The organism is Rhodopirellula baltica SH 1 (genome assembly GCF_000196115.1).
GTDB classification, from domain to species: domain Bacteria; phylum Planctomycetota; class Planctomycetia; order Pirellulales; family Pirellulaceae; genus Rhodopirellula; species Rhodopirellula baltica.
Window position 1 is genome coordinate 2328780 of sequence record NC_005027.1, and the last position, 26002, is coordinate 2354781.

Here is a 26002-nt window from a genome sequence, read left to right on the forward strand (position 1 = left end):
AAAGCGTCGTCACTCGAATCTTCGCGAGCGACACGGACGACCGTGCCGCTCGTCATCGAACGCAAAGACTATTTCAGGCCTTGTTCACGTAGCCACTTTGCAACTTCGGTTCGTTTGGTCTTCACTTCCTCCAGCGGGTTGCTTCCATTACCGACGCCACCAAACGGCATCCGCTTGCCATAGTACGCGTACATCGGAGCACCATACTTGGACGGCCGAGGCTCGGCAGTTGCAAACTCCAGTGCGTTCTTGCCAGCCAAGCCGCCGTAGAAGTCCTGCAACACGTCCGCAACAAATGCACCACGGACGGTTTGGTAGACGCGACCTTTCCCGGCATAGCGATCTCCTTTTGTCACTTGTGTGGATCCATCCAACCGCACTTCGAACCGTGAATGCTTTCCACCTTTGCCAGTCTCATCTTCGTCGCAACCCAAAGTCGAGACCGCATTCAGATCAGCTCCCATCTCCACCAAACGCTTCACCAGCTTCAAGTCACCCGCCGCGGCGGCGATGTGCAAAAGCGTCTTGCCTCCACAGCGGCTGTCAACCTTCAGTTCACCCTTTTCCAACGCCTCCAAAACGGTGGACGAATCACCCAAAATCAATGCTTCAATCTCGGACGGATACTTGATGGTTTGACTGTTCATTCGAAACTGATAGTGCGGTTGAATCAACGCGAGTTCTTCGATGCGAAGCCCCGACGCCAATTGCCACTCCCGCAGTCCATCAGTTGTGATCGCACCAAGCTCATCCAATCGATGCTCCTCGTTGATACGACGAGCCAATCCGGGGTAGCCTGACGTCGCGATCAAATGCCCCACCGCACAGTGAGTTCCCCATGGGTCGATGAACACCGGGCGGCGTCCGGCCACGAAAATGTTTTGCGGGAACACACCATCCACCGCGTATTCGCGTAGCCGCTGGATATTCGCCCGACGTTGCTTTGTTTGCGACGCGTTCAAGTCATCGACCTTCGCATTTTCAAGTCGCTCGATCATCAACTCGAAGTGTTTTTGAAGCAACTGGACTTCGCCAACCTCGGATTCGCCATCAAGATCAAACGTCTCCGAACCCAAGATCGAAACCCAGTTTGGATTCACATCACAAAGCCGTTCGTGCAACGACGGGGACGGCACCGCTTGTTCAGATCCAATCGTCGATGCATTCGCTTTCGCCGAAATGGGGGCTGAAATAGCCAGGGTCGGTTGCAATGCCGCCGCCGCAAAAGCCACTGGGAGCACAACCGGGATGAGTGTTTTGAGGAATTTTTTCGGGAAAAGCATTGGTTTGGTTCCGTCACAAAAGAGAAGAAAGTTGGCGGTGCAGTCCCGCCTCATTCCCTCCTGCGAATTCCCGCTGTTTTCCCCTCAAATAAAAAAGCAGAAATTTTCAAACCAGCCCCATAACGTTCTTCCAGACCAGGCCAAAGAACAACGAAACAATTTTCGTGACTCTCAATGGTGGATCCAATTTTCCTGACGAATCTCGACGCAACCACGATGTCATTCGTCCGGCAAATCACCATTCCATCACGCGAGGTTGCCACCAGACAACCGAAACCAAAATGGCAAAAAACCACGAAATGGTTAACCAACGCAGGCGAGTAGTCAGTCCAGCGGCGTCATACTTTTGCGCACGGAGCGCGAAGACGGTGGAGACGAGAAGTGGCGGCCAAAATGGTGCCGTGTTGGCAACAAAGCCCCAGTACATAAACCATGCGGCGAAGTGAAGCAGGTCGGCAGGAATGATCAGGTACAACGAAGTGAGCCGTTTGGGCGTTAGCCCCGGTTGTACGTGGGAGCAACGACGCTACTCAAAAAAACAACTGCTGTAAGACTCCTGCCGAACTGCTTAGATGCGAACAATCTTCACGTGTTCCTTGAGGTAGGACGCACAAAAACGAATGGACGACAACATGCCGTCTTGTCGTGTGGCTAATTCTTCGATTTTACCGGACGTGAATCGCTGGATGGCTGATTCGTTCAGTCGCGGCTTCGCGTTCTGGTTGACATACGATATCGGATCTCTCGCTCCGTGTCGCCTGATAGCACCGTCTCAATCATTCTGCCAAGTGTACGAAGCGCACACGCGTTCGACGTACTCCGCCTGATCGAACTGGACCATTCGATCGCTCTCGCTAACTGAGAATCGTGCTCATTCGGCGGAACGGAAACGTAGCCCCCCGCCCCTTCGTTGCGTTAGGCAAAGACGCGTTCTTTTTGAGCATCACTGCGGACTTTCTGATCACTGCTTTCCGCCGGAAATCAACAGACTTTGCACTTCAACTGAAAGCAATTCACCCTCGTTCTTCAATTCTCCAAATATAGACTTTGTGGTTGGCATCCCGCAGTGAAACCAGCCCGCTGTAACGAGACGTTACGTGAGACAAATCCCCGCAGGTATTCCATGTTGTCTATGGATTACGAACAAACCAGTCCGGTCGATCGGAATGGTCCACACGTTGCTTAACGGTGCGTCCCAAGACCGGATCTCATCTCCAGACCAATAAGCGACTTGGATCGATCCGTAGCGATCGTCAGCGATAACGCTGCTGCCGTCCATGCAACGAGACGAACGAATTCTCGCCGTTTCGTTGTGGTCGCCCGTTCAACTTGTTCTTCATCCATGCCTACTGAAAGGGAAATCTAGTGAGCATCGCTCGAAACGCCAAAACACAATCTCGTGCCGCTTTTACACTCGTCGAACTGCTTGTGGTTATCGCCATCATCGGCGTCCTCGTCGGCCTTCTACTGCCCGCGGTTCAATCGGCCAGAGAAGCCGCTCGTCGAATGCAGTGCAGTAACAACATGCGGCAGCTAGCGCTCGCTTGCCACAACTACGAAAGCAGCTACAAACAGTTTCCCGCGTCGGCCGACAACCGCGATTTCGTTGGCGTTGGCCGGACTTGGATTCGCGGCATTCTGCCTTATGTGGAACAGTCCGCATTGGACACCGATGACTTGATGCTCTACGGCCCAAGCTTCGATGCTGACGCGATCCTCACTGAAGTGCCGATGCTGAACTGCCCCAGTGACCCGCTATCACAAACGCCGGTCAACGTCGGTTTTGGCAGTACCGTGATTGCCACCAGCGCCGGCACCAACTACTTCGGAAATGCGGGCCACTACGGTCGTTCCTCGAATCAATATCACGGTACCGACGCTTCCGGTTTTCGCGGGTTCCCGGCCGCGTTCAAGTTTTCAGCCGACGGAATGTTCCACAGCCAGGGATCCGCATTCGGACCAGTTCGCTTCGCATCGGTAATCGACGGAACCAGCAACACGTTGCTGATCGGTGAACGCGGACTCTTTCCCGCGAAAGCAGGATCGGTTCAGACCGGGGGTTGGTTGACGACCTACACCGGAGCACCTTTTGGAATGGGGCACTCTGTTCTTTGCTACGACTCACCCGACGAAGCGGGTGGTGGATTCATTCCCTATTACGGTTTCCCCGTCAATTCGGATGGCGTTGGCGGCATCCTGGACGACGCAGATTTGACTGGCGGACTGGGCAACCTACCCGACAACGATGAACACTTCTTCTTCAGCTATCACCCGGGTGGTTCACACTTCGTGATGGCCGATGGATCGACCAAGTTCGTCACGTACTCGATCGCACAAGATGTTCTGACGGCCTTTTTGACCAAGGCTGGTCATGAGGTCAATACGTACCAGGAATAGCCTCTGCGACCCGCCAACGTCTCGGTATTTCCATTGAAACGCCTTTCTGTTCCCTTCCCTAATAACGCCTTTCGGTCATCACGCCAAATCTATGTTACGTACGACTTCTGTCCCCGATTGCCTTCGTGCAGTCTTGTTTCTCAGTGCTTTAAGCACCTTCGTCGCCTGCGGTCCGTCAGGCATTTCCCTCTCGGGTACCGCAACGATCGATGGATCTCCAATCGAGAAAGGCAAAATCAGCTTGGTACCCAAAGCAAACGTCGACTCACCGACGGCAATGGCGCCCATTATCGATGGCCAGTTCACCATCCCGCCTGAATCGCAATTGCGGGAAGGCAGCTTTGATTTGCGTGTCAGCGTCACCGCCGACCGAACTCCCAAGGCTCAATTGACCTTCTTGAAAGGAGGCAACAAAGCGGCTGTTGGGACTGCTATTAACCAAGCTCTGAAAGATGCCCCACCATCCGAAGAAAGTTTTACATCTGAATTCGAGGTTTCCGGATCGGACGATGAAATTCAGCTCGAGTTCAAACGCGAAACGGTTCCACCAAAGCGACGATAGCGTCCAGCGAATCCGACCTGGCCGATAGCAGCAATCGGCCGCGACACGACGCTCTCGCTCGGCTCCATGTTGGGCGAGATGAGTGCAACGAAAGAGCTCCATCTAGAGGTTGGGGCAGGTCGCCCTGCCAGCAGCGACCGAACGGAAAGCTCCGCCAATGATTCACCGCAAAGCGTCCAGCTCAATCGTTTCGTTGCTCGCATGAGAAGTCATCTCCGATTGGCGAAATTGCTTCGCCTGATGGCACTGACCGATGGCGATTGAGGCGGACATTCATTAGCTTCAGGCGAGCTCGCTTTGTTCTTTCGCAAAGCATTCTGCAACTTGCCTCAAAATCACTCGACACGATCTATCGATACGACCCCAAGTTTGTATTTGCATCCCTGATCCCACATCCAAAGTTAAATCGATTGCCCATGCTCGTTCGTTGCCTTCTCGCGTACCTGCTCCTTGCCTCGACCACTTTCATTGCCGCGGCCGAGGTTTCCATTGTTCCATTGCCGGCCAAGGTCGAACCAGGCGACGGCGCGAACCTAATTCTGCCAAGCATGATCACCGTCGAGTCGCCGCCCATTTCGGGCTGGAGCGATCATCTGGAGATTTTCGGCGAGCATCTCGAACGCATGACCGCCGGGAAGCATCAGTTGCAAACTTCCGACGCGAACAATCCGGTGCTTCTGATATCGCACACACCAAACCTGTCTCCGGAAGCCTACACGCTTTCGATCACTCAAAAGCAAATCCAGATAGAAGCCTCGTCAATCAAGGGCTTCGCTCACTCCACCGCGACACTTCTGCAACTGATTGGCGGAAGCCGATCGGATTCGATTCCTCCGATGCGTATCGAAGACGCACCCAAGTTGTCATATCGCAATTTTATGATCGACATGGGACGCAACCCTCACAGTCTCGCGTTGTTGAAGGAAGCGATCGACCTGCTCTGGTTCTACAAAATCGATTCAGTGCAACTGCACCTCACTGATGACCAACGCATCGCCTTTCCGTCCACCGCCTTTCCCAAACTGTGGGACGGAAAAATCACACTGCCCGAATTCAAAGAACTCGAACGATACGCGGTCCAACGAGGCGTGACGATCATTCCCGAGTTAGAAGTCCCCGGCCACTCGGAATTGCTACGACGCAACTATCCCGAGGTCTTTGGCAAAACGGGAACGGACCTGACAAAATCACCCAAAGCCATCGAAGGCATCAAAACTTTGTTGGACGAGATGATTGCGGTTTTCTCTTCCTCACCCTACATCCATATCGGTGGCGACGAGGCGTTTGGCGTTCCTGAGAATCTGCAGCGTGATCTGATCAATGAATTGCACGCTTACTTGAAGACTCGAGGCAAGGAAACTTTGGTTTGGGAAGGCCCCGCCCCAGGCTCAGGCGACAACCGAGTCCATCCGGAAGTGATTCATCTGAATTGGCGAACAATCAACTATCCCGCCGACCAGATGGTCAAGAATGGACATCGTGTGATCAACGCTTCCTGGGATCCGTTGTACTTGGTCGATCATTATCCTCGCACCAATTTCACGATGACTTCTCCTCAGCACATCTATGAAACGATGTCGCTAACGAAGTTCAAACATGTGAATCCACAAATCCAAACGTACGCGAATCCAATCGAGGTTGATTCCACCGACAAACTCATCGGCTTCTGCATGCCATGGTGGGAAGGTCGCGAAGAGAACTTCGTTCAGCAGACCTTTCCACGCTTGATCCCATTTGCCGAAGTCGCATGGAACCCCGACACGAAACGCGATTACCAGAACTTTCAACAACGCACGTCGCAAACCGAACTTGCTCGCATTGCCGCGTTCTATCCGGTTTCGATCGAAACGACCCGAATGCTCGTCCCTGACGATGGCATCTTCGATCGATCGACGCAGGTGACACTTCAATTGCCGAACGTCAGCGGTGCCTCCTCCCAATCGGGCGTCGAGATCCGCTACACAACTGATGGTTCGGAACCAACGAAAGATTCGACTGTCTACCAACGACCATTCACGCTAACCGACAATGCGACCGTTCGCGCGACCGCATTCATCGGCGATTCGTCGATTGGCCACGGCAGCAGACAAAATCTGACGATGGTGGACAGCCAGGCTAACCTCGCGTTGCACAAACCGGTCACCTCGAGCACAACCTCAGGCTCTCCATTTTCAGTCGAAAGAATCACCGATGGCGGCACAAACAACCTCGGCTTTTATCTGGGTTATCCTGCCGATCCGGAACCAATCCTTCTGACGATCGATTTGGAAGACGTTCAGTCGGTCGAGCAAGTCAAGGTATTCGCCTACAGCATTGCGGGCTCGTTTGAAAAGTACAGCATTGAAACATCCGTCAATGGAGTCGACTTTGAGGAGGTAGCGTCTCGAATGGAGAAGCCCGCAGATCCCACTTCTCCGGTCGAGCATCGTTTTACTGCACGCCAAGTTCGCTATGTTCGTATCCGAACGCATGGCAACAAGGGTTACGTTTTCGATTCGTTCTCAAAAATCGTCGAAGTGCAAGTCTTCTGAGATCATTGAATTGACTCTCGAGCGGCATCTTCTATCGCTGCTCGCACTCAAATCACCAACCTGTGCAGGGACATGGCACTTTCATACGTCGACTACGCGATCATCATCGCGTTTTTTGTCATCACAACCTCGATCGGGCTCTTCGCGAGTCGGCGAGCGGGCAAAAGCTTCGCCGAATACTTTCTAGCCGGCGGTCAGATGAGTTGGTGGATGCTTGGCATCTCCATGGTCGCGACGACCTTTGCCGCCGATACACCCAACTTGGTCACCGGGATTGTTCGACGCGATGGCGTCAGCGGCAACTGGGTGTGGTGGGCCTTTTTGTTAACGGGTTTGCTGACCGTCTTTGTCTACGCAAGGCTTTGGAAACGCAGCGGTGTTTCAACGGATCTTGAATTTTACGAACTTCGGTACAGTGGCAAGACAGCCGGATTTCTTCGTGGATTTCGTGCAATCTATCTTGGAGTCATCTTCAATTCCTTGGTCATGGCCAACGTCATTTTGGCTGGCATCAAACTAGGTGGTGTCCTGGTCGGAGCGACTCCGATCCAGGTCGTGCTGGTCACCGGCACCATCACCGTCATCTACACGTTGCTGGGTGGTTTACGCGGCGTGATTTTGACGGATTGCTTTCAGTTCATCGTCGCGATGTTCGGCGCGATCGCGGCGGCCTACGTGGTTTGCAATTTGCCTGAGGTCGGCGGTTTCTCCAACCTGCTTCAACATGAAGAGGTCCGATCCAAAACAGCGTTGCTGCCCGACTTCAGCGACATGGACGCATTGATACCGCTCATGATCATTCCGTTTGCCGTGCAATGGTGGAGCGGTTGGTACCCCGGATCGGAACCGGGCGGCGGCGGCTATGTGGCTCAGCGAATGTTGGGTGCACGCAGCGAAAAAGACGCCACATTGGCAACGCTGCTCTTTCAAGCGGCTCACTACGCATTGCGACCGTGGCCGTGGATCATCGTGGCTCTCGCTTCGATCGTTGTATTCCCAAACCTAGAAAGCATTCAGGTTGCTTTTCCCGACATCGATCCACAAATCGTCCAAGACGATCTCGCCTACCCAGCAATGCTGACTTTTCTGCCAAGTGGATTGCTGGGGATCGTGATCGCCAGTTTGATTGCGGCATTCATGTCAACGATTTCGACGCATTTAAACTGGGGCGCGTCGTACATCGCACACGATTTCTACCGACGTTTTGTAAATCCGGACGCGACCGAACAACGCTTGGTAGCCATAGGACGCTGGGCCACGGTCGGTTTGATGATTGTCGCGGGCGCGGTTGCATTGACCCTGGAAAGTGCAATGGAAAGCTTTGGGATCATCCTTCAAATTGGTGCTGGCACTGGGCTGATTTACATCTTGCGATGGTTTTGGTGGCGGATCAATGCATTCACCGAAATCACTGGAATGGCGGTCTCATTGGCAATCGCGATGTTCTTCAAGTTTGGATACCCGCACACGGGGCTACCCGAACTGAATTCATGGCAACAGCTTTTGACAGGCGTCGTGATTACGACGGTGTCTTGGATGCTGGTCACATTCCTTTCTCCGCCGACCGACCGCGAAACTCTCAAACGATTTGTCACGAAGATTCGACCCGGCGGTGCTGGATGGAAATCGATCCGAGATGAGTTGGCCGACAGCGGAATCCACGTTGCAACCGGCGATTCAATCACCGCTGGCTTGAAAGCTATGATGGCATCAACATTCCTGGTCTATTCCGCGTTGTTCAGCACGGGCTACTTGCTTTACCAGTCGTGGTTGTGCCTAGCGGTTAGCCTGAGCGTGTGCGTCGCATCGGCGATCGCATTGTGGAAAACTTGGCCGTCGCTGCAAATCGATGGACCTGCACGTGCATCCGACCAGTCATAGTTGACAGCGGTGCAAGTTTGCACTTCTTGGTTCAAGCAATCGTCATTGCTTTGCCTCTGACAAAACGTCTGCCAATTCGTTCAAGTCGTTGACAATCACGTCGGGCTCTTGGACGTTGGAATACAAAACCGCACCTGGCCGTTTCACGAATGCGGTTTGCAAACCGACGTTCTTCGCCCCAGCCAAATCCCACGCATGCGCGGCGACCATCAAAACCTCGCCGGGCTGAACACCCAAGTCATCCAAAACCATTTGATAGGTGTCTGGATGAGGCTTGTACTTTTCGATTTGGTCGATGCTATAGCGTTTTTCGAACAGCTCTGTGAGGCCGGCGTTCTTCAATTGCGTCTCAACACCAACCTTCGAAGAGTTCGTCAAACTCACCAATCGAAACCCCTGTTTTGACAGCCGTTCCAATCCTTCTCGAACGTCCGCGTGAGCAGGCAAGGACCGCAAGGAATGACCGATCGCAGCATTCGCGGATTCTCGATCCAGCTCGATCCCTTCTCGTTCGGCAACCATCATCAACGCGGCCGTTCCGATTTCACTAAAGTCGTGATATTCACCCGACATTGTTTCCACCAACGAGTAGTGCAGCATATTGGAGAACCACAGCGGCAGAAGGTCTTCTCGACCATTCAAAGCCTCTCCAACCGACTTCTTCAGTCCCGCCAGATCGAGCAACGTTTCATTCACATCAAACACGATCACTTTGGGAGCTGTCACCTTTGAGTCCTTTTCTGTTTGAATGGCGGCGGACGATTGCTTCGCGTTTGCAGCCTCGTTTTGCGTCTCTTGAGCTCGCGAAATGTTCGCGAAAACAATTGCAATCAGTGGGGCAAGAAGAAGAAAGGATCGCATTGGCATGAAAGCACCGACAGGGAATCAAATAGAGAGACAGTGTGCAAGCGTTGTGTGCTCGCTGCTCTTCAAAATGATTATCGCCGTGGACGAACCGCCGAGACAAAGTCGAACGTTCACGTCGCTACGGCGAATTGCGATCACTTAAGCAAGCATTCGTTCGGCCTGGTTCGCAACCTGCCGCAAAGCCAATCCGTCAAACACACCGCGACCGAGAACACGCGTACCGACCAGCATCGCGACCAACGCTTTCGCGGTCGATGCAGGTTCGTTGGTTGCCGGAATGGTCTTCAAATCTTGTCCCCGACGGATGGATGCTTCGAAGAAGCCCACGATTTCCTCGAAAGCGACCGCCACCATTTGCTGGACCTTTGCTTCGTGCCGGGAATAGTCCAAAGCCGTGTTCACCAGGAAGCACCCCCGCTTGCATGGGTCTTCAAGCGAATCCGTCACCACACCGTCAAAGAACAACAGAATCGCTTGCTTTGGATCGTCGACCTCTCGTAACCGATTGAGAATCGTTTGCCGTGTGGCTTGGTCGTATCGCAACAACGACTCCACAAACAATTCATCCTTGCCATCGAACGCGTTGTACAAACTGCCACGTTGAATACCGGTTGCACGAGTGATGTCGGAGATGGAAGTGGCGGCATAGCCCTTCTCCCAAAACAGATGCATCGACTGCTCGACGACGTCGGACTTTTCAAATGACTTTTCCCAGGGCATCAGCGTTCCTTGTGCAGCGGACTCAGTTTGTGATAACCAGCTTGATCGCGGTCCATGTCTTGTGAATGTCTTCATGCAGTCATCAAACCACTCGTTTGGCGGGTGAATCCAAAGCGTTTAAAAATGCGTTGACAGCCAAAGGCTCGTAGATAGAATCGCCGACGTCCGAGGTGACTGATTTGGTTTCTGCCGAGTCAGTGAACAGGGAACTCCGGTGAAATTCCGGGACGGTCCGGCCGCTGTGTGCCGCCAGAGATCTTCCAAGTGAAGTCTCATTGTTTGCTTTTCTATTCAGCCATTGCTCGTGTTTTCGCGTTTCAACGTGAACGTGAGTGAGAAGGCCATGAGCAAACAAAGTGGTGGTGAGTCAGAAGACCTACCTCGTACAAGACGTTTTGGTGCCTTCTTGGATTGAGGCGAACGTTGCAACGTGAATCGACAAGAACGCAAGGCTTTTTATTGAGCTTGCAATGGTCGACACGCTGGATTTCCGTCACCAGCTTCTGAATCCTGTTCTCGACACTCGCGTTCTCCCACGCTAATCGTCTCACGTCCGCACGGCCAATTTCGCCGCGGAAGTTGAGTCTACGAGGAAGATATGCGCTGCCGGAATCTGGTTCAAAGCGGAGCCCGTTTCGAATGTCAATCATGCTCAAGCTTCCCTCGAGTCTCCATCTCCACCTGCGAAACCTATTTAGCACCCCACAGTCAAAACGCAGTCACTGCCTGATCATTTTTGCACTCCTATCACTTTGGCAAATCGCGGCGCCATCCGCGAAAGCCGATGTGGTGGTTGATTTTGAAAGCCAGGATGTGGGAGGTTCGGGTGTCTACAACGGCCCCGTCCCGAACGCCGACGTCGTTCCTGGTACATACGGTGGAAATGATCACATCGGTGTTTTCTCCGCCGATGGAATCGGCTTTTCCAACAGCTACAACGACTTATACGGAAGCTGGAGCGGTTTCGCGGTTTCCAATCACACCGATAACTTGACGCCGGGATATACCAATCAATTCAGTGCCTTTGCGGGTTCTGGATCGGGTGGATCAGACAATTACGCGGTCGCGTTTGGCTACGCCAACTCAACGCCGACAAACGTTAACACGTTGACGGCCTTACCGAGTATCTATTTGCCGGATGGGGAAACAGCGAGCAGCGCAGACATAACCAACGCCACCTACGCTGGTCTATCGATGCGTGATGGCGACTCGTTCGCAAAGCAATTTGGGGGAGTCACAGGGTCGGACCCGGACTTCTTCAAACTCTCGATATTTGGCATAGATGCCAACAACCAAATACTCGACACGACGATCGATGTCTTCCTGGCAGACTTCCGCCTCACAGATTCTCTTCAGGACTACATTCTGGACGACTGGATAACCATCGATCTCAGTTCGATGTCAGATGCTAGAAGTTTGCATTTCAATCTTTCATCCAGTGATGTCGGCCCATACGGAATGAACACGCCCGGCTACTTCGCGTTGGACAACTTTGCCACCGTGACGGCGGTTCCCGAACCGAGCTCGTTGGCGATCATCGGAAGCGTGCTAGTGGGAACCGTCATCCGACGACGCCGACTTTCCAAACGCGTGCGAAAAACCGCCGGAACGGAACTCGTTTGACCGAGATCAGTCGCCGGCGCGTTGCTTGAGTGAATCACTTTCGGCATCAACGATCGCATTGAATTGAGAGATAAGTTTTTCATCGCCGAGACGACGTAGATTTTCTGCCAAAGCAACGTTGTCGGCGATACGAACGAAACGCTCATACTTGACCTTCGTTTTGGCTTGGTCAGTATCCGTTTCAGCAAGCAATTCGCGATACCTTGGATAGTCTGGGTGGTCTTCAATCGCTTCCACAAATTCGTCCTGGCGACTGGTCAACAGATCGATGGATACCGGGTTCAGCACGTTCGCTAGCTCTGGCCATTTCCGTTCCAAATCTCGCGTGATCCGCCGACGCAAACCTTCTTCGGGTGACGAGCGTCGCCGGCGACGACTCGAACCTCGGTTTTGATCCGATTGCGTTGTTTTCCAGGCCTCGGTGATCCTTTGATCTCCGGTTAACTCCAGTTGCTCGGACAAACCTTCCAAGATTGCTCGTTGGGAAGGCGTCGCCAGGCTCAAGATCAATGCGTACGACTCGTCGTTTCTCAACAACTTGGGATCGTCTTCATCAAAGAAGCTATGAATACTCAAAAACTCACCCGAACTCATCACGGGCAAATCGATCGTGTCGGCGGTGATCACCGTGTACGCATGTGCTTCATCAAATGAAACAACACCATCGCCGTTGTAGTCCGGACGTTCGATCAAGCGTCCAGAACGATTTCGGCCCGACAGCGCAGCCCAAAAGTACGTGCTGTATTCAACGTAGCTGGCCTCGTCAACTTCGGGCGTGCACCCTGATGCGGGACGATCGTGGACTGTTGCGAAAAAGCCAATTCGATTTTGGTCTGACAATCCTTTCTCAGGATCCCCTTCGTTGAAAATGAATCTTGCAAACCCGCCGGCATGGCACTGAACCATGATCGCGACGACGTCAACACCTTTGGGCAAGCCATCCAACATCTCGACGAACTCAGTCATGCGAATCGCACTGTTGTTCCAAGTCGCAATGGTCGTGTCATAAGGCGATTGACGATCGCTGCTTCGGCTTCCGTGAGCTGTAACATAAACGTAAAGTCGGTCGCTCGACTTCATCGTCTGTCCCACACCGCCAAACCATTTTCGGATGTTGTCGGGCTCGGTGCTGCCTTTCACATTTGGAATGTTGTGGTTCCGATATGACAGCCCCAAGTCGTTGCTGCTACCAAAGAACTCCGCCATCAACCGGTTGGCTTTGGGAACCGAATTTGGATCCATTACTTGGAGGTCTTTGCCGACCGCATCACCATCAGAAAAGAAGACATCGTTGTGCTCACCCAAAACACCTTGTTCGCCAAGCGCGCGCTGAGCGAACATCACGTTGTTCTCAAGCGATGCCTGATTGCCGGAGGGAGAGTAGCCACCGCCAATTGTCAGAAAGAAGTCTTCTGCACCGACAGCGGAGCAGCATCCCAAAAGTAGAACTGGCACCAACCAGCAGAAAGATCGACGCATCTGAAGAAACAACCATGGTCGCGAGAGCACGATGCCAACCGGGATTCGGTCAACAGAGTCCGCAGTTTACCAAGCCAGCTCTCGTTGGTTTGTATCTTCTTTAGAGCTGACGCAACCAGGTTTCGAGCACCAGCAGATTCCACAACCGGTAGCCGTGATTTTGCTCGCCGGTTTCGTGGCTGCGGACCAAATCGGCGATCGCTTCGGGACGAAAGTACGCATTGATCCGAGCGTCCGATGCCAACATCGTGTCATGGACCAATGGTTTAAAATCTTCGCGAAACCATTGTCCGATGGGGATGCCGAAACCCATTTTGGGTCGAGTGAAGATCGACGAGGGTATTCGATCGCCAAACGCATCTTGCAAGATCAATTTGCCTCGTCGCCCTCGGAACTTGTGCTCGACGGGCATCGATGCCGCCAACTCAACGAATCGATAATCCAACATTGGTTGCCGTACTTCTAAACCGTGAGCCATCGACGCGATATCGACTTTGGTGCACAGATCACACGGCAGATATGACTGGATGTCCGAAGTGGATGCCCGCGTGACGACATCGCGTCCTTCACTGCGAGCCCAGACGGATTCCAAGAAGTCGACCGGATCATGCCCCGGCAACGCCTGAACAAATTCGTCGTTGTACATCGACGCCCGCATTGATTCCGGAAAGATCTGAAGCCAATTCATGTAACGTCGAACAACGGGTTGGTCGATAGCTTCCAAGAATCGCTTGGCACGACGAACGACGGAACGCCGACGATTGGAATCTGGCAATCGCTGGATCAATCCAATGCCCGGGAACTTGTTTAGCGGGAACAACCGAGCGATCTTTTGACTCATCCACAACGCACGGTAGCGTTCATAGCCGGCGAACAGCTCGTCGCCACCATCGCCTGACAAAGCCACCTTCACACTTTCGCGGGTGAGCTTGGACAGGTACCAAGTCGGAACGGCCGATGAGTCACCGTAGGGTTCGTCATAGTGCCACACCAGCTTTTCAAGAATATCGATCCCGCTGGGTTGAACCTCAAACCGTGTGTGGTCGGTCTGCAAGTGCTCGGCAACTTGCGCGGCGTAGCGAGTCTCATCAAAATCAGCGACGGGAAAACCGATGCTGAACGTTCGCAATGGCGTGTCGGTATGATCGCCCGCCAAAGCCGTGATCAACGACGAATCGATGCCACCGGACAAGAAAGATCCCAGTGGAACATCGCTTCGCATCCGCAGGCGAACAGAATCGGCTAGCAGATCACGAACTTTCTCGATCGCCTCTTCTCGACCGAGCGGACGTTCGATCGAAGGATCAAAGTTCCAGTATCGTTCCACACGCAACCCACGCTCATCCAACACCGCAAAGTGTCCCGGCGGCAGCTTGTGCACGCCTTTAAAAATCGTGCCCGGATGCGGGATGTATTGATACGTCAGGAACTCGTCGATCGCGTTGGGGTCCACCTCTTCGCAGACACCAGGCACCAACCTCAACGCCTTCAATTCACTGGCGAAAACCAAACGCCCGTTCTTGTACGAGTAATACAGAGGCTTCTGACCGATCCGGTCGCGTGCCAGCACAATTCGATTGCGTCTGGCATCCCAAATCGCAATTGCAAACATTCCGTTGAGCGATGAAAAACAATCCGTTCCGATGTCTTCATACAAGTGAACGATCGATTCACCGTCGCCTTGGGTCGCGAATTGGTGACCGGCACCCTGCAAGCGTTTGCGGAGCACTTCGTAGTTGTAGATCTCGCCATTGAAGACCATTCGGACCCGGCCATCTTCGTTCGAAAGAGGCTGGCGAGCTCCTTCCACGTCGATGATCGAGAGCCGGCGGAATCCTAAGCCGACGCCCATCGGTCGCCCGGTCGCGTCGCGATGTTCAGGGTCCATCCAGATCTGCGAATCATCCGGGCCACGATGAGCGATTTCATTGGTCATCCTGGACAACAAATCGGCGTTGATCGCTTGGTCGTCGCGTTGCCAGAGTCCGCCGGTGAAACCGCACATAGAAAACGAGAGGGCTAAAGTCAGGAATGAATTTCAAATGACGGGGTGCTAACTCGACCGCCTGATTGCGACCTAGCCGACACGTTGGCTTTCACCGTTGGTTCGACGAATCCGCATGTTTTCGATCTTTCGATTGGTCGCGTGCAACACTTCGACTTCCCAATGACCGACATTGAGCAAATGTCCGGCGGTAGGAATCATTCCGGTGTGATGCAGCACCCAACCGGCGACGGTTTCGTAATCATCGCTCTCCGGCAAATCCCAGTGAACCAGATCGTTGACATCATCGATCATGACACGTCCGTCGACATCGATGGTGTCGTCATCGATCACGCGAATTTCGAATTCTTCTTCTTCGTCCGATTCGTCGACAATCTCGCCGACAATTTCTTCCAAAGCGTCTTCGATCGTGACCACACCTGCGGTTTGTTGAAATTCATCGAGCACAATCGCCATGTGAGAGCGACTGTGAAGGAACTCTCGCAACAACAAATCCACGCTGCGGTCCTTTGGAACCGACCAAGGCCGACGGCAGAGATCCAGCAACGGCTTGTTGGGTAAACCTTCACCAGCCAAATACGGCAGCAAGTCTTTCACGAACAACACACCGACCACGTTGTCGATGGTGTCTTCGTAAACAGGGTAACGAGTCCGCCCGGTTTCGATGATTGATTCGATGGCTTCTTCCCAAGTCGCCGTGACCGCAATTGCGTTTACGTCGACTCGAGGAGTCATGATGTGACCGACCGTGTCTTCGTGAAGCTCCATCACGCCTTGGATCATTTCGCGAACGCCGGGTGCGAAGAAACCTTCTCGGGTTCCCGCCGCCACAATGGTTCGGATTTCATCTTCGAGTTGTTCTTCGTCTTCGTCCTCGGTCTCTTCGACACCGGCCAAACGGCGTGAAATGATTTCCAGCAGTTCCCCTGGCGCGTGGAGCGGACGCATCACAAACGACATCGTCCGCCAGAACGGCCATGTGTGATAAAGCAGCGGCGCCGATGCAAACCGAGTCACCGCATTGGGCAACCACGTGTGAGTCAACATGGTCAATCCAGCCGCCGCGATCCCCCAAGCGAGAAGCGTGTTGAGATCCACATCGACTCGGTTGACGACAACGATCGTCCCGAACAACACGAACATCACCGAACCGATGACGTGCAAATACGCCCCCGCTCGAATCACCGTGTCCTGGTGATCCAGAACAGAACCGAAACGGTCTCGATTCTTTTTGACACGGCAATAAATCTCCAGCGAACGCCCCGCAAACCGGTCCAACAACTCACTTCCTAGACCGCCGATGCTGCCAAGAACAAAACCCACCGCAGCGAGCGGCATCGCGTTCCAATCCGCTAGTTCGCTCATGACACGCCTCCACTCATGATCCCACCGGAGGAATCACTCGCGTCATCATCGAACGAGTCATCTTGTTCTGGTGCCGAGTCCTCGTCGTTGCTCAGCGGCAATTCGATCCCAATCAGTTTCATCGCGGCAATTTCTGCTCGTCGCATCGCGGCGCGAGGTTCGGGTGACTGATCATCATGACCGACAATGTGCAACGTTCCATGAACAACGTAGAGCAACAACTCTTCGCGTGGCGACAACGGATTGCTCGGTTCGCTGGCGTTTTCAATCGCTGTTTCAAAGCTGGCGACGAGCTCGCCTTCGACCATCGGAGGTTCCAACTCGTACGGGAAACTGATCACGTCGGTCGGGTAATCATGCTGCAAAAATTCGCGATTGATGGGATGGATCGTCGCATCGTCGCAAATCCGAACTCCGACTGAACCGCGATCACATCCTTCGACTGCCGCAGCAGCAATCGCCGCTTGGGCAAGTTCGGTGCGTGCGGTTTCGAGGCAACCAAACCAGATCGATAAGTCAGGTTCCGCTTCCTCATCGATGAGAACATCCGCGGTCAAGTTGGTTGAAGGCTGTTCCATCACGCCGATTGTTGTCCAGGATACTTCACGCGTGCGTGATAAATCGCCGTCAGCGACTTCACCAAACTTTGTCGGACACGATGCAACTGAGCAAAGGTGATCCCGCAGTCATCAAACTGACCATCGGCGACCTTCTTTTGAGCGATCGCGTCGACCAACCCTTGAATTCGAGCAGGCGTCGGATCGACCAACGTTCTCGACGCACTCTCAACCGTGTCCGCTAACATCAAAACGGCCGCTTCCAACGTTTGCGGCTTTGGCCCCGGATAACGAAAATCTTTGTCGCTAACCGCTTCACGATTGGGATCTTCTTCGCTGCGTTTAGCGGCTTCGCGATAGAAGTATTCAACCAGCGTTGTGCCATGATGCTGAAGAATGAAATCGATGATCGGTTCAGGCAAGTGGTGATTGCGAGCCAAATCGGCTCCGTCTTTCACGTGCGCGATGATGACCAATGTGCTCATCGCGGGCTGCAACGAATCGTGCTGGTTGATTCCCGCCGATTGATTCTCGATGAAGTATTCCGGTTTGAACATCTTGCCGATGTCGTGGAAGTACGCTCCCACGCGAACCAGCAAACCGTTTGCTCCGATCGCATCCGCCGCGGCTTCGGCGATCGACGCAACGTTGATCGAGTGGTTGTAAGTCCCCGGTGCACGCTGAGCCAAACGGCGCAGCAACGGATGCGATGCATCCCCGAGCTCCAACAAACTGAGGTCGGTCTGCACACCAAACGCTTTCTCGACCAGAGGCAGCAAGCCGGTCATCGCCAAGGACGAGAACAAAATGCAAACGCCCGCCCAGCCGGCTTCGGCAACCAAGCCGTTGACGACGTGATTCAAAGATCCGCCGCTCAGCATTCCTTCCAAGTTTCCGCCCGGTGCACCAGACGAAAGCGTTTGTCCGGTCACGATTCCAACGCCCACGACCGTGAACATGGTGATCGTTGCTGAGATCAAACCAACCGTGACCAAGTGAGTTCGCGAACGAATGCGGCCCGTCAACAAGGTGCACGTGGTGCAGGCCGCCGTCACGACGACCAAGTTCGGAATGTCCGCTCCGAGCAAAAGAATGACGGACAAACAGACCGACGCCAGCAACAGAATCGCGAGTTCGCGACCGTAGACCACCGCGGCGGTGATCGATGCCAAAACAAGTGGTACCAGCTCGGCTCGCCACGCATCTCGTGACGCGTGATAAGCCAAAACAATCGTGACCACCATCAACGCGAGCAGCTTGACGAGCTTGTTGCGATCCAACAGCAACGAACGATCATCGACGAACCAGATATAGGAACCGCACAGCAAATACAACGCGGCAATCATTCCGGCGTAGGCCGCGACGCGAGCGACTCGGTCGCCCCAACGCATCGATTCGACCAACTTGGACCACTCACTTCGAAGCAGCCCCAATTCGCGTCCGGTCAGCGGTTTGCCCGCGTCAGCCAATTTCGTTTGGCCCGCATAGAAAGTCATCATCACGTCTTCGACCGCAGCGGCCGCTTGATCGCGAACCTTTTGGCTGGCTTCGTCGTCGTATTTCAGCGTCTCAAATTCCGGCAACCGAGTTCGTAACCAGTCACCGATCATGTCCGCAGCGATCAAACCTTCGTCGCCGGGAAAACGCGAACGGAATTGGTCGCGGAGTTCTTTGACCAATTGATTGCCGGCTTCGGCGATGATGACTTTTGACAATTCCACTGGCACGGCTTCATCGGTTTGGTCACCGGTGAAGACACGAATCATCCGCTGCGAACCTTTTTCGGGCGGGTGCTGCGGGGCTTGAAGGATGCCGTTTTTGTAGAGCTTCAGCATTGCGGAATCGACCGCAGCTTCCAAAGTCGCCAAGTCCTTGTCTTTGCTGAAGACTCGCTTGAGCAACGCGAATCTTTCGGCGGGTGATTCGCCGTCGGGCGCGGTCTCGCTGCCCTCATAGAATTCGGTCAGAGCGGATCGTTCTTCTTTGCCAAGCTGCTCATAGTTGGCCGCACCAAGAACCAGGAACAATCGGTTTTTCAGTGCCGCACGCAACTGCTCCAACCGCTGTGGCGAATTCCGGTACAGCGTCATCACTTCACGACGGCGACGTTCTTTCAAATCACCCGTCGCAATCGCGTCGGCGACTTGAAAGTCCACTCGCGAAATTAAATCCCGCGCCGGGATCGCACCGCTTCGGTAACTGAACGCTGGTTTCCAAGTGAAACACAGGACCAGAATCGTACACGCGGCGATCAGCGTCATTCCGACGCGAAGCGACCACTCCGCTTTGTCTTTGCGGTCCCACCAAGTCGCCCATTTGGACTTCGGGATCCCTAGCGACTCGATGCGTTCTTTGCCCGCACGTTGTTTGCCTTTGGTCGTCCCGCTTTTGCTCGCACCGCTCATTCGCTCGGTTGAGTCTCCGAATCAGAGTTCGTGATCGGCTCGGATTCCGAGCTGGACGCTGCCGAATCGCTGGAGGTTCGATCCTGCGATTTGGTGAGCGCCTCTGAATCACCTGCATTGGCTTCGGTCAAACCTTCGTCTGATCGTTCCGTTGCGGAGCCGTCTGAGTCCGACTTTTCCGAATCAGCTTCATACGCTGCAACGATCTGCTGAACCAAACGGTGACGCACGATATCGGCGGCTCCGAGGCGAATCTGTGCGATCCCCTTGATGCTGCTGAGTCGGTACAACGCGTCATGAAGTCCACTGCGAACGCCACGCGGCAAATCGAGCTGCGTTGCGTCGCCACTGACCACCATCTTGCTCCGTTCACCCATTCGGGTCAGGAACATCTTCATTTGTGCAACAGTCGTGTTTTGAGCTTCGTCCAAGATGATGAACGCATCGTTCAATGTCCGACCTCGCATGTACGCCAAGGGAACGATTTCGATGACATCTTGTTCCATCAATGCACGAGCTTGGTCATAGTCAACCATTTCGCCGAGTGCATCGAGCAGCGGGCGCAGGTAAGGATTCAGCTTGGCTCGCAAATCACCCGGCAAAAAACCAAGGCTTTCGCCAGCTTCCACGGCTGGCCGAACCAGCACGATCTTCTTGATGGATTCGTTTCGCAAAGCCTCGACCGCGGTGGCCACGGCCAAATAAGTCTTGCCGCAACCTGCCGGCCCCGTTGCGATTGTTAAATCGTTTTGCCGGATAGCTTCGACGTAGCGAGCTTGTCCGGGAGTTCGCGGTGCGATTTTGCGACCCGCGTTTTGTAAGTTGATCGCTTCGCCACTCGGCGTCGGTGGCCGACCGTTTTCGATCTTGGCACCTTCTTCCGCCGCCGCGGTCTCGATATCGCCGATGCTGAGCGAGCCTTTCTTGCGGCACAGCAAACGCAGTTTTTCCAGCGTGCGCATCGCGGCACCGACGCCAGTCTCTTCTCCGGCGACGCGGATTTTCCCAGCTCGATGCGTGATGTCGACGCCAAACAGCCGTCGCAGCTTGCGCACGTGTTGATCGCGAGGACCGAACAACGTCAGGACTTCATTGGGACCCGCTGTCGACAGCGTGGCTTCGTTCATTGCAGATTGGACCGACATGCGTCAGAGCGTTTCATAAAGAGTGACTAATTCTAACCGTCCCACACGTGGTCCGACCATCGTGCGACGTTGGATTGAGCAGAATTCACGGTAGGCCAACGGGCCGTCATGCCGCGGCCGCTAAACAAAGAAAAGCCGGCAAAATCGCAGCAATCAACGAATCCGTCACATCCCAGACTCCCCCCAAACCGGGAAGCCAATTTCCGGAATCTTTTGCCCCACAGTCTCGTTTGAACATCGATTCCGCCAAATCACCGACCATTCCGGTGATTGCAAGGGCCGGGCCAAAGATGAACGCCCAACTGGTCGACGGCAGCGAACTCAACGGAATCGCGTCGGAAACCAACGCTGGAAACAACCACCGCAAACAAGCCATCGCCACCAATGTCGACATCACGACACCGCCAACCGCTCCCTCCCAAGTCTTTCCTGGACTCAGTCGCGGGATCAGCTTGTGACGACCAAACGTTTTGCCGGCGAAGTACGCCCCCGCATCGGCAGACTTGGTCGTCGCGATCATCGTCAGCAACGCAGCCAATCCCCAAGACGTGCTGATGTCGCTTCCCAAACCCCGAATTGCGAAAAGCAAACTCATTGGCAACCCGACGTACAGGGAGACAAACGCCGCCCGCATGGTTCGGTCAATACTGCTGGAAGCCGGTAACACAACGGAGTCCACCTTCGCGGTCGAGGCATCCAACTGCTCAGGAACTACCGCAACGTAAGACCGCATTTCGCGAATGAGCAACGCAAACACCGAAGCAATCGCCATGGTGATCACCCAACCCAATTGTCCGATGGGGCAATCCCTTGGGTAGGCACCTATCGCACCACCGCTGAGCTGCGACGCCGCATTGACCAGCGCCGGAATGGCGGGGCCAAGACTGATCGCACCAACGGCGATCATGCACCCGGCTCGCCAAACATCTCGACCAGACGACATCAACAACGAGGTGACATCCCAGGTCGTTCCCAGTGCGAAAAAAAGCAACAACGGAACAAGAAGCAAACCTTCCGTTCCGGCGGTGCTGAATTTCGCGTCAACGAACAAGCATCCCAATGCGATCGCAATCAACACCGCTGCGCTGCGAAGCCGGTCGATCAACAATGAATGGGATCCTTGCGAAAAGTCAGATTCAAAATTGTCCGTCAAAGCCCAAAACGGCGAACGTCATTCTCAAGACGATCACCGTGTGACTCAAACATCATCGCCCAATACGCCAACGGCCAGGGCGTTGGTTCAACTAGCCAACCAAATCTTTCAGAGCCTGCAGGGCTCCGTCGTAGTTTGGTTCTTCGGTGACTTCGGACACGATTTGCTTGTAAACAACCTTTCCGTCGGCATCCAAAACGATGACGGCACGACTCAGCAACTTCAGCTCTTCGATTTCGACTCCGTAGTCTTCACCGAATGCGTGGGTTTGGTAATCGCTGGCGGTTCGCATTTGAACGTTTTCTGCACCGCAGAAACGTGCTTGAGCAAATGGCAAATCGCGGCTGACCGTCACGGCGTTGATCTTGTCGCCCAATTCGCCCAACTGCTCGTTGAACTTCTTCGTTTGAGTCGCGCAAGTTGGCGTGTCCAAGCTGGGCACGATGCTGATCATCGAAGGTTTTCCCTTCAGATCGGCCAACTTCAATTCCTTCAAACCTTCGTGGGCGTAGTGCAGGCTGAAATCCGGAGCTGCCTGACCGACGGCCAATTCGCTGCCAGCGAGAGTCATCGGATTGCCTTTGAACGTGATCACACCACTTTGACTCATCGAAATTCACTTTGATTGAGAGAACAGGTCGGACGGGAAGTCGGCAGTATGCGCATCGCCGTTCCGGTCGTGAACCCCCGGCGATGCCCCTGCTCGAATCACGCCACTTTGCCGTCAATTTGATGCTTTCGACGACCGTGTCCAGCAACCGGCCAAAAGAACATTTGAAATCTTTGTGAATCTAGAGCGGTATCTGACGCAATTGACGTACTTTCAGGTTGCAAACTGCTCTCAGGGATGCGCAAATGGGGTAATTCGGTCAGACGCAGGTTTCCCCAAACCGACAACGAGCTAGACTACGCAAAGTGGTGGTGGGATACGCCTAACCACCATGAAGCCCCCCATCGACTAACGGGCTGTTGATTGAATGAGCCGTACCGCGTTGGCGGCGGTTAGCCAAATGCCAACCAGGGCTAACGCCCATCGGCTAATTGTTGTCATTCGGTATTCGACTGAATCAACAGGTTGCTAAGATGTTCACAAAGCGTGTTCGAATAGAACACACTATTCGTAGCGACAAGTTCGCTGCGGTGATTTGCGTCCGGACGGGGTGCGCAGGAGTAATGGGATTTGCATGTAACGGCTGCGTATTTCAAGGTTCCTCGCACTCCCTTCGGGCGCAACTCGCTTCTACAATGTCGCAACGCTTTCTCTGACCGCAACTTCGGTCGATCGCGGCAATCAGTTCACCCAGTAGATCGCTCCGCGATGGGTCGCTGAATCGATGCTCAACTTTGGGTTGGATCCCTCTTCGTTGCCACTATGACCAATCAATCCACCATGGCGATCGTCCTGCGAACGGTGGACTTCAGCGAAACCAGCCTGATTGTGACGTTGTTGACCAAGGACCTGGGCCGAATCTCGGCGCTGGCCAAGGGAGCTCGCCGACTCAAGGGACCGTTCGAAGGCTCGCTGGATCTGCTATCCGTTTGCGCGATCACTCTGATCGATAAACCAGGCGATACGCTGGATTTGCTGACCGAATCCAAACTTCGCCGACGTTTTCGCGGGGCCCAACGATCTTTGGAACGTCTGCATGCCGGTTACTACATCGCGGAAATGCTTCGGCTGCTGGTCGACGACGATGACCCGCACCGCGAATTGTTCGATATGACGCTGTCGGCGATGGGGATGATCGATGGCGAGGGCCATGTCGCAAAAACGCTGTTGGCGTTTGACGCACAATGCTTGCGGTTGCTGGGACATTCACCCGCGACACAGCGGTGCACCGTCTGCGGTCGCGACGCCGAACGCAGCCGCCGTCGAGCCTCATTTTCACTGGTCGGTGGCGGTGTTGTCTGTGAAAACTGCCGTCCGTCTCAAAGTCACCTGATGACAGCCAGCTGGGATGCGTTGGACGCACTACGTGAACTGGCCAGCGAGCCAGAATTGCCGCCATCCACCATCGACGCGGACACGGACAATCCCAGCCAACCCCCGTCGACCGCCTTTCCGATCGGACGCCTGTTTCCCGCGATGACTCCTGCAATCTACCGAGACCTTCGGGGATTGCTCAATCGCACGCTGGAATCGCTGGTCGGACAGACGCCTCGAATGCAACCATTCCTGCCTGACAAGCTTGATTCGCTCTAGCGTTGTGAAGTCGAGGTTGAGTATCTCCAACGAGTCATTTCGAACTTGACCGAAGGAAGTTGCTCGTGACGTCTTGCCGTTCGCTTTTATTCGCCGCTGCTGTCTGTGCCTGCCCCGTGCTGGTGACTGATTCGCTGTATGCCCAATCGGGTTTTTGGGATTCCACCAAAGACACCACCGACCGTGCCATGCGGTTCCTCACGATGCGTGAGCAACCCAATGCGGAACGAGCCCGCGATTTGTACCAGGAAGCCGACCAATTGTTCCGTGGCGCCGCCTCTCGCTTCAACCAAACCGAACGTGATGGCGAAGCCGAGGGCACGGAAAAGAAAGACTTTGCTCGCGCCGCCAAATTGTTTGCTCGAGCCGCCGACGCACAACCGGGCACCGCACTCGCTCAGGACGCGATGTTCATGCAAGCGGAAAGCCTGTTCTTTTCCGATCAATTGCCAGACGCAGCGGACGTTTACGAACGCCTGAACAAAGAATTCCCGAATAACCGTCACGTTGACCAGGCCGCCGCTCGAGCCTTTGCGATCTCTCAGTACTGGATCGACACGGAAGTCGCGACCCAAGACGACTGGTTCAAATTCAACCTCTTCGACGCCAGCCGACCGCGACTGGACGCCGAAGGCCACGCCGTTCGCGTGCTGGACCAAATTCGCTACGACAACCCGACGGGCCGTCTGGCCGACGACGCGACGATGGCCGCTGCGGTGGAATACATGCGACAAGGCGATTTCGAAACCGCCGACGAATTCCTGACCGACCTTCGCGAAACGTTTCCCGAAAGCGACCACTTTTTCAACGCTCACCTGATGGGCATCCGCTGCAAACTCGAAGTTTTCGCGGGCCCCAAATACAGTGGCTTGATGCTGGAAGAGGCTGACAAGCTCGTCCGCCAAACCCGCGAACGTTTTCCTGACCGCTTACGAGATCCTGAGACGTCCGAAATGGTCGCCCGCGCGGCCGCTGAAGTCGCCTACCGCCGAGCAGAAAAACTGAACGACCGAGCGATCTATCGGGAGAAACGCTCCGAATACGGAGCCGCTCGTTTGCACTACCAAATGATTCTGCGTGACTACCCCAGCACACCGTTTGCCGACCGTGCTCGCCAGCGACTCGAAGCCATCACCAGCTATCCCGATGTGCCCGCCGAACGCGTTTCAGCCACATTGCTGAAACGAATCTTCCCGGACAGCCGACGTTCATCGCCATTGGAAACCAAGTTCAACTCACCGACCGGCGAACGCAGCGAGTCGATTTACCGATGAGCTTTCGAACGCAACGCCGGCACTCGACCGCCCTGCTCAGCCTATTCGTGACAATCGTTGCGGGATGCCTGATCGGATGCGCGCCGTACCAACTCGGCAATGCCGCTTTGTTCCCCCAAAACATTCGCACGGTTCACGTGCCCATCATTCGCAACGCAACGTTTCGCGAAGACCTGGGCGTTCGCCTGACCGAGGCGCTCACGAAAGAGATTGAACTGCGAACGCCTTACAAGGTCACCGCCGATCCACTTGCTGACACCGTGCTGCGATGCGAAGTCATCGACGAAACCAAACGCGTGCTCACCGAGAACGACGCCGATTACGTGCGAGCCCTCGACGCTGCGATCCAGGTCCGAGCTTCTTGGTCAGACCGACAAGGTCGCCTGCTGATGAAGAACTCAATCGTGCCCACCGATGACCTAACCATCTTGTTCAGCCAAGACGAACGATTCGTCCCCGAGGCCGGCCAATCAATCGATATGGCAACTCAAAAAGCACTCGAGGACCTGGCGAACCGAATCGTCAGCCAAATGGAAGCTCGCTGGTAAGAAC

20 protein-coding genes and 1 riboswitch are annotated in these 26002 nt (G+C 54.4%); of the genes, 8 read left to right on the plus strand and 12 right to left on the minus strand.

Translation table 11 applies throughout. The annotated features are described in order from the left end of the window. Window positions 1-68: 68 nt before the first annotated feature. Together RB_RS09045 and RB_RS09050 are read right to left on the minus strand one after the other, a co-directional pair. A complete protein-coding gene (locus tag RB_RS09045) occupies window positions 69-1283 on the minus strand; it encodes an ankyrin repeat domain-containing protein (RefSeq protein WP_164921761.1) in 1215 nt (404 codons plus the stop codon). A 235-nt stretch (window positions 1284-1518) separates the two neighbouring features. Next, the gene (locus RB_RS09050) at window positions 1519-1758 is read right to left on the minus strand and encodes a hypothetical protein (protein WP_011119965.1); all 240 of its coding nucleotides are present in this window, start codon (window positions 1756-1758) and stop codon (window positions 1519-1521) included. An 890-nt stretch (window positions 1759-2648) separates the two neighbouring features. Between RB_RS09050 and RB_RS09055 the strand changes: the two genes are divergently transcribed. The 4 genes from RB_RS09055 to RB_RS09070 all read left to right on the plus strand — a co-directional run bounded on the left by RB_RS09055 (window position 2649) and on the right by RB_RS09070 (window position 8654). Beyond that, window positions 2649-3680 carry a DUF1559 domain-containing protein gene (locus tag RB_RS09055; RefSeq protein ID WP_007330953.1) on the plus strand — a complete coding sequence of 344 codons (1032 nt, stop codon included), beginning with the start codon at window positions 2649-2651 and terminating at the stop codon, window positions 3678-3680. A 91-nt stretch (window positions 3681-3771) separates the two neighbouring features. Then, window positions 3772-4242, plus strand: a complete 471-nt coding sequence (locus tag RB_RS09060; protein WP_011119970.1) for a hypothetical protein — start codon at window positions 3772-3774, stop codon at window positions 4240-4242. 416 nt (window positions 4243-4658) lie between these two features. After that, on the plus strand, window positions 4659-6773 hold the full coding sequence (locus RB_RS09065; protein WP_164921762.1) for a family 20 glycosylhydrolase: 2115 nt from the start codon (window positions 4659-4661) through the stop codon (window positions 6771-6773). A gap of 72 nt (window positions 6774-6845) precedes the next feature. After that, window positions 6846-8654, plus strand: coding sequence for a sodium:solute symporter family protein (locus RB_RS09070; protein WP_011119973.1), 1809 nt, complete (start codon window positions 6846-6848; stop codon window positions 8652-8654). Between the two features lie 42 nt (window positions 8655-8696). On the opposite strand, the gene RB_RS09075 is transcribed toward RB_RS09070, so the two are convergent. Both RB_RS09075 and RB_RS09080 read right to left on the minus strand, forming a co-directional pair. Continuing rightward, complete coding sequence (locus tag RB_RS09075; protein WP_011119974.1) at window positions 8697-9521, minus strand: haloacid dehalogenase type II; 825 nt, start codon at window positions 9519-9521, stop codon at window positions 8697-8699. Between the two features lie 138 nt (window positions 9522-9659). Next, the gene (locus RB_RS09080; protein WP_164921763.1) at window positions 9660-10241 is read right to left on the minus strand and encodes a TetR/AcrR family transcriptional regulator; all 582 of its coding nucleotides are present in this window, start codon (window positions 10239-10241) and stop codon (window positions 9660-9662) included. A gap of 151 nt (window positions 10242-10392) precedes the next feature. Next, window positions 10393-10639: riboswitch (cobalamin riboswitch) on the plus strand. 250 nt (window positions 10640-10889) lie between these two features. Here RB_RS09080 and RB_RS09085 point away from each other — a divergent pair. Next, window positions 10890-11864 (plus strand): DUF4465 domain-containing protein, encoded by a 975-nt coding sequence (locus RB_RS09085; protein WP_231846341.1) that lies wholly within the window; start codon window positions 10890-10892, stop codon window positions 11862-11864. A 6-nt stretch (window positions 11865-11870) separates the two neighbouring features. Here the strand turns inward: RB_RS09085 and RB_RS09090 are convergent, their stop codons facing one another. The 8 genes from RB_RS09090 to tpx form a co-directional block, all read right to left on the minus strand. Further along, window positions 11871-13343 carry a hypothetical protein gene (locus RB_RS09090; protein WP_390175018.1) on the minus strand — a complete coding sequence of 491 codons (1473 nt, stop codon included), beginning with the start codon at window positions 13341-13343 and terminating at the stop codon, window positions 11871-11873. Window positions 13344-13443: 100 nt separating this feature from the next. Further along, window positions 13444-15348 carry an asparagine synthase (glutamine-hydrolyzing) gene (asnB, locus tag RB_RS09095; protein WP_011119978.1) on the minus strand — a complete coding sequence of 635 codons (1905 nt, stop codon included), beginning with the start codon at window positions 15346-15348 and terminating at the stop codon, window positions 13444-13446. Window positions 15349-15420: 72 nt separating this feature from the next. Then, window positions 15421-16713, minus strand: a complete 1293-nt coding sequence (locus RB_RS09100) for a hemolysin family protein (protein WP_011119979.1) — start codon at window positions 16711-16713, stop codon at window positions 15421-15423. Beyond that, window positions 16710-17291, minus strand: coding sequence for an rRNA maturation RNase YbeY (gene ybeY / locus RB_RS09105; RefSeq protein ID WP_164921764.1), 582 nt, complete (start codon window positions 17289-17291; stop codon window positions 16710-16712). The genes RB_RS09100 and ybeY overlap by 4 nt, the downstream gene beginning before the upstream one ends. Next, window positions 17291-19675: an HD family phosphohydrolase gene (locus tag RB_RS09110; protein ID WP_007330940.1), complete on the minus strand. Its 2385-nt coding sequence runs from the start codon at window positions 19673-19675 to the stop codon at window positions 17291-17293. Before RB_RS09110 ends, ybeY begins: the two co-directional genes overlap by 1 nt. Beyond that, window positions 19672-20820 carry a PhoH family protein gene (locus RB_RS09115; protein WP_011119981.1) on the minus strand — a complete coding sequence of 383 codons (1149 nt, stop codon included), beginning with the start codon at window positions 20818-20820 and terminating at the stop codon, window positions 19672-19674. The genes RB_RS09110 and RB_RS09115 overlap by 4 nt, the downstream gene beginning before the upstream one ends. 106 nt (window positions 20821-20926) lie before the next feature. Continuing rightward, window positions 20927-21973, minus strand: coding sequence for a phosphatidate cytidylyltransferase (locus RB_RS09120; RefSeq protein WP_011119982.1), 1047 nt, complete (start codon window positions 21971-21973; stop codon window positions 20927-20929). A gap of 91 nt (window positions 21974-22064) precedes the next feature. Beyond that, the gene (tpx, locus tag RB_RS09125) at window positions 22065-22583 is read right to left on the minus strand and encodes a thiol peroxidase (protein ID WP_007326977.1); all 519 of its coding nucleotides are present in this window, start codon (window positions 22581-22583) and stop codon (window positions 22065-22067) included. 762 nt (window positions 22584-23345) lie between these two features. Here tpx and recO point away from each other — a divergent pair. From recO to lptE, 3 genes are all read left to right on the plus strand, one after another. Continuing rightward, window positions 23346-24176 (plus strand): DNA repair protein RecO, encoded by an 831-nt coding sequence (gene recO / locus RB_RS09135; protein WP_011119985.1) that lies wholly within the window; start codon window positions 23346-23348, stop codon window positions 24174-24176. A gap of 116 nt (window positions 24177-24292) precedes the next feature. Then, complete coding sequence (locus RB_RS09140) at window positions 24293-25450, plus strand: tetratricopeptide repeat protein (protein ID WP_007326975.1); 1158 nt, start codon at window positions 24293-24295, stop codon at window positions 25448-25450. Next, complete coding sequence (gene lptE / locus RB_RS09145) at window positions 25447-25998, plus strand: LPS assembly lipoprotein LptE (RefSeq protein WP_011119987.1); 552 nt, start codon at window positions 25447-25449, stop codon at window positions 25996-25998. Before RB_RS09140 ends, lptE begins: the two co-directional genes overlap by 4 nt. Window positions 25999-26002 lie beyond the last annotated feature (4 nt).

Excerpts from the sequence above, each read along its gene's own strand:
- RB_RS09045 (WP_164921761.1), bottom strand. The coding sequence starts at position 1,283 with ATGCTTTTCCCGAAAAAATTCCTCAAAACACTCATCCCGGTTGTGCTC.
- RB_RS09060 (WP_011119970.1), top strand. The coding sequence starts at position 3,772 with ATGTTACGTACGACTTCTGTCCCCGATTGCCTTCGTGCAGTCTTGTTT.
- RB_RS09065 (WP_164921762.1), top strand. The coding sequence starts at position 4,659 with ATGCTCGTTCGTTGCCTTCTCGCGTACCTGCTCCTTGCCTCGACCACT.
- RB_RS09070 (WP_011119973.1), top strand. The coding sequence starts at position 6,846 with ATGGCACTTTCATACGTCGACTACGCGATCATCATCGCGTTTTTTGTC.
- RB_RS09075 (WP_011119974.1), bottom strand. The coding sequence starts at position 9,521 with ATGCCAATGCGATCCTTTCTTCTTCTTGCCCCACTGATTGCAATTGTT.
- RB_RS09080 (WP_164921763.1), bottom strand. The coding sequence starts at position 10,241 with ATGCCCTGGGAAAAGTCATTTGAAAAGTCCGACGTCGTCGAGCAGTCG.
- RB_RS09085 (WP_231846341.1), top strand. The coding sequence starts at position 10,890 with ATGCTCAAGCTTCCCTCGAGTCTCCATCTCCACCTGCGAAACCTATTT.
- RB_RS09090 (WP_390175018.1), bottom strand. The coding sequence starts at position 13,343 with ATGCGTCGATCTTTCTGCTGGTTGGTGCCAGTTCTACTTTTGGGATGC.
- asnB (WP_011119978.1), bottom strand. The coding sequence starts at position 15,348 with ATGTGCGGTTTCACCGGCGGACTCTGGCAACGCGACGACCAAGCGATC.
- RB_RS09100 (WP_011119979.1), bottom strand. The coding sequence starts at position 16,713 with ATGAGCGAACTAGCGGATTGGAACGCGATGCCGCTCGCTGCGGTGGGT.
- ybeY (WP_164921764.1), bottom strand. The coding sequence starts at position 17,291 with ATGGAACAGCCTTCAACCAACTTGACCGCGGATGTTCTCATCGATGAG.
- RB_RS09110 (WP_007330940.1), bottom strand. The coding sequence starts at position 19,675 with ATGAGCGGTGCGAGCAAAAGCGGGACGACCAAAGGCAAACAACGTGCG.
- RB_RS09115 (WP_011119981.1), bottom strand. The coding sequence starts at position 20,820 with ATGTCGGTCCAATCTGCAATGAACGAAGCCACGCTGTCGACAGCGGGT.
- tpx (WP_007326977.1), bottom strand. The coding sequence starts at position 22,583 with ATGAGTCAAAGTGGTGTGATCACGTTCAAAGGCAATCCGATGACTCTC.
- recO (WP_011119985.1), top strand. The coding sequence starts at position 23,346 with ATGACCAATCAATCCACCATGGCGATCGTCCTGCGAACGGTGGACTTC.
- lptE (WP_011119987.1), top strand. The coding sequence starts at position 25,447 with ATGAGCTTTCGAACGCAACGCCGGCACTCGACCGCCCTGCTCAGCCTA.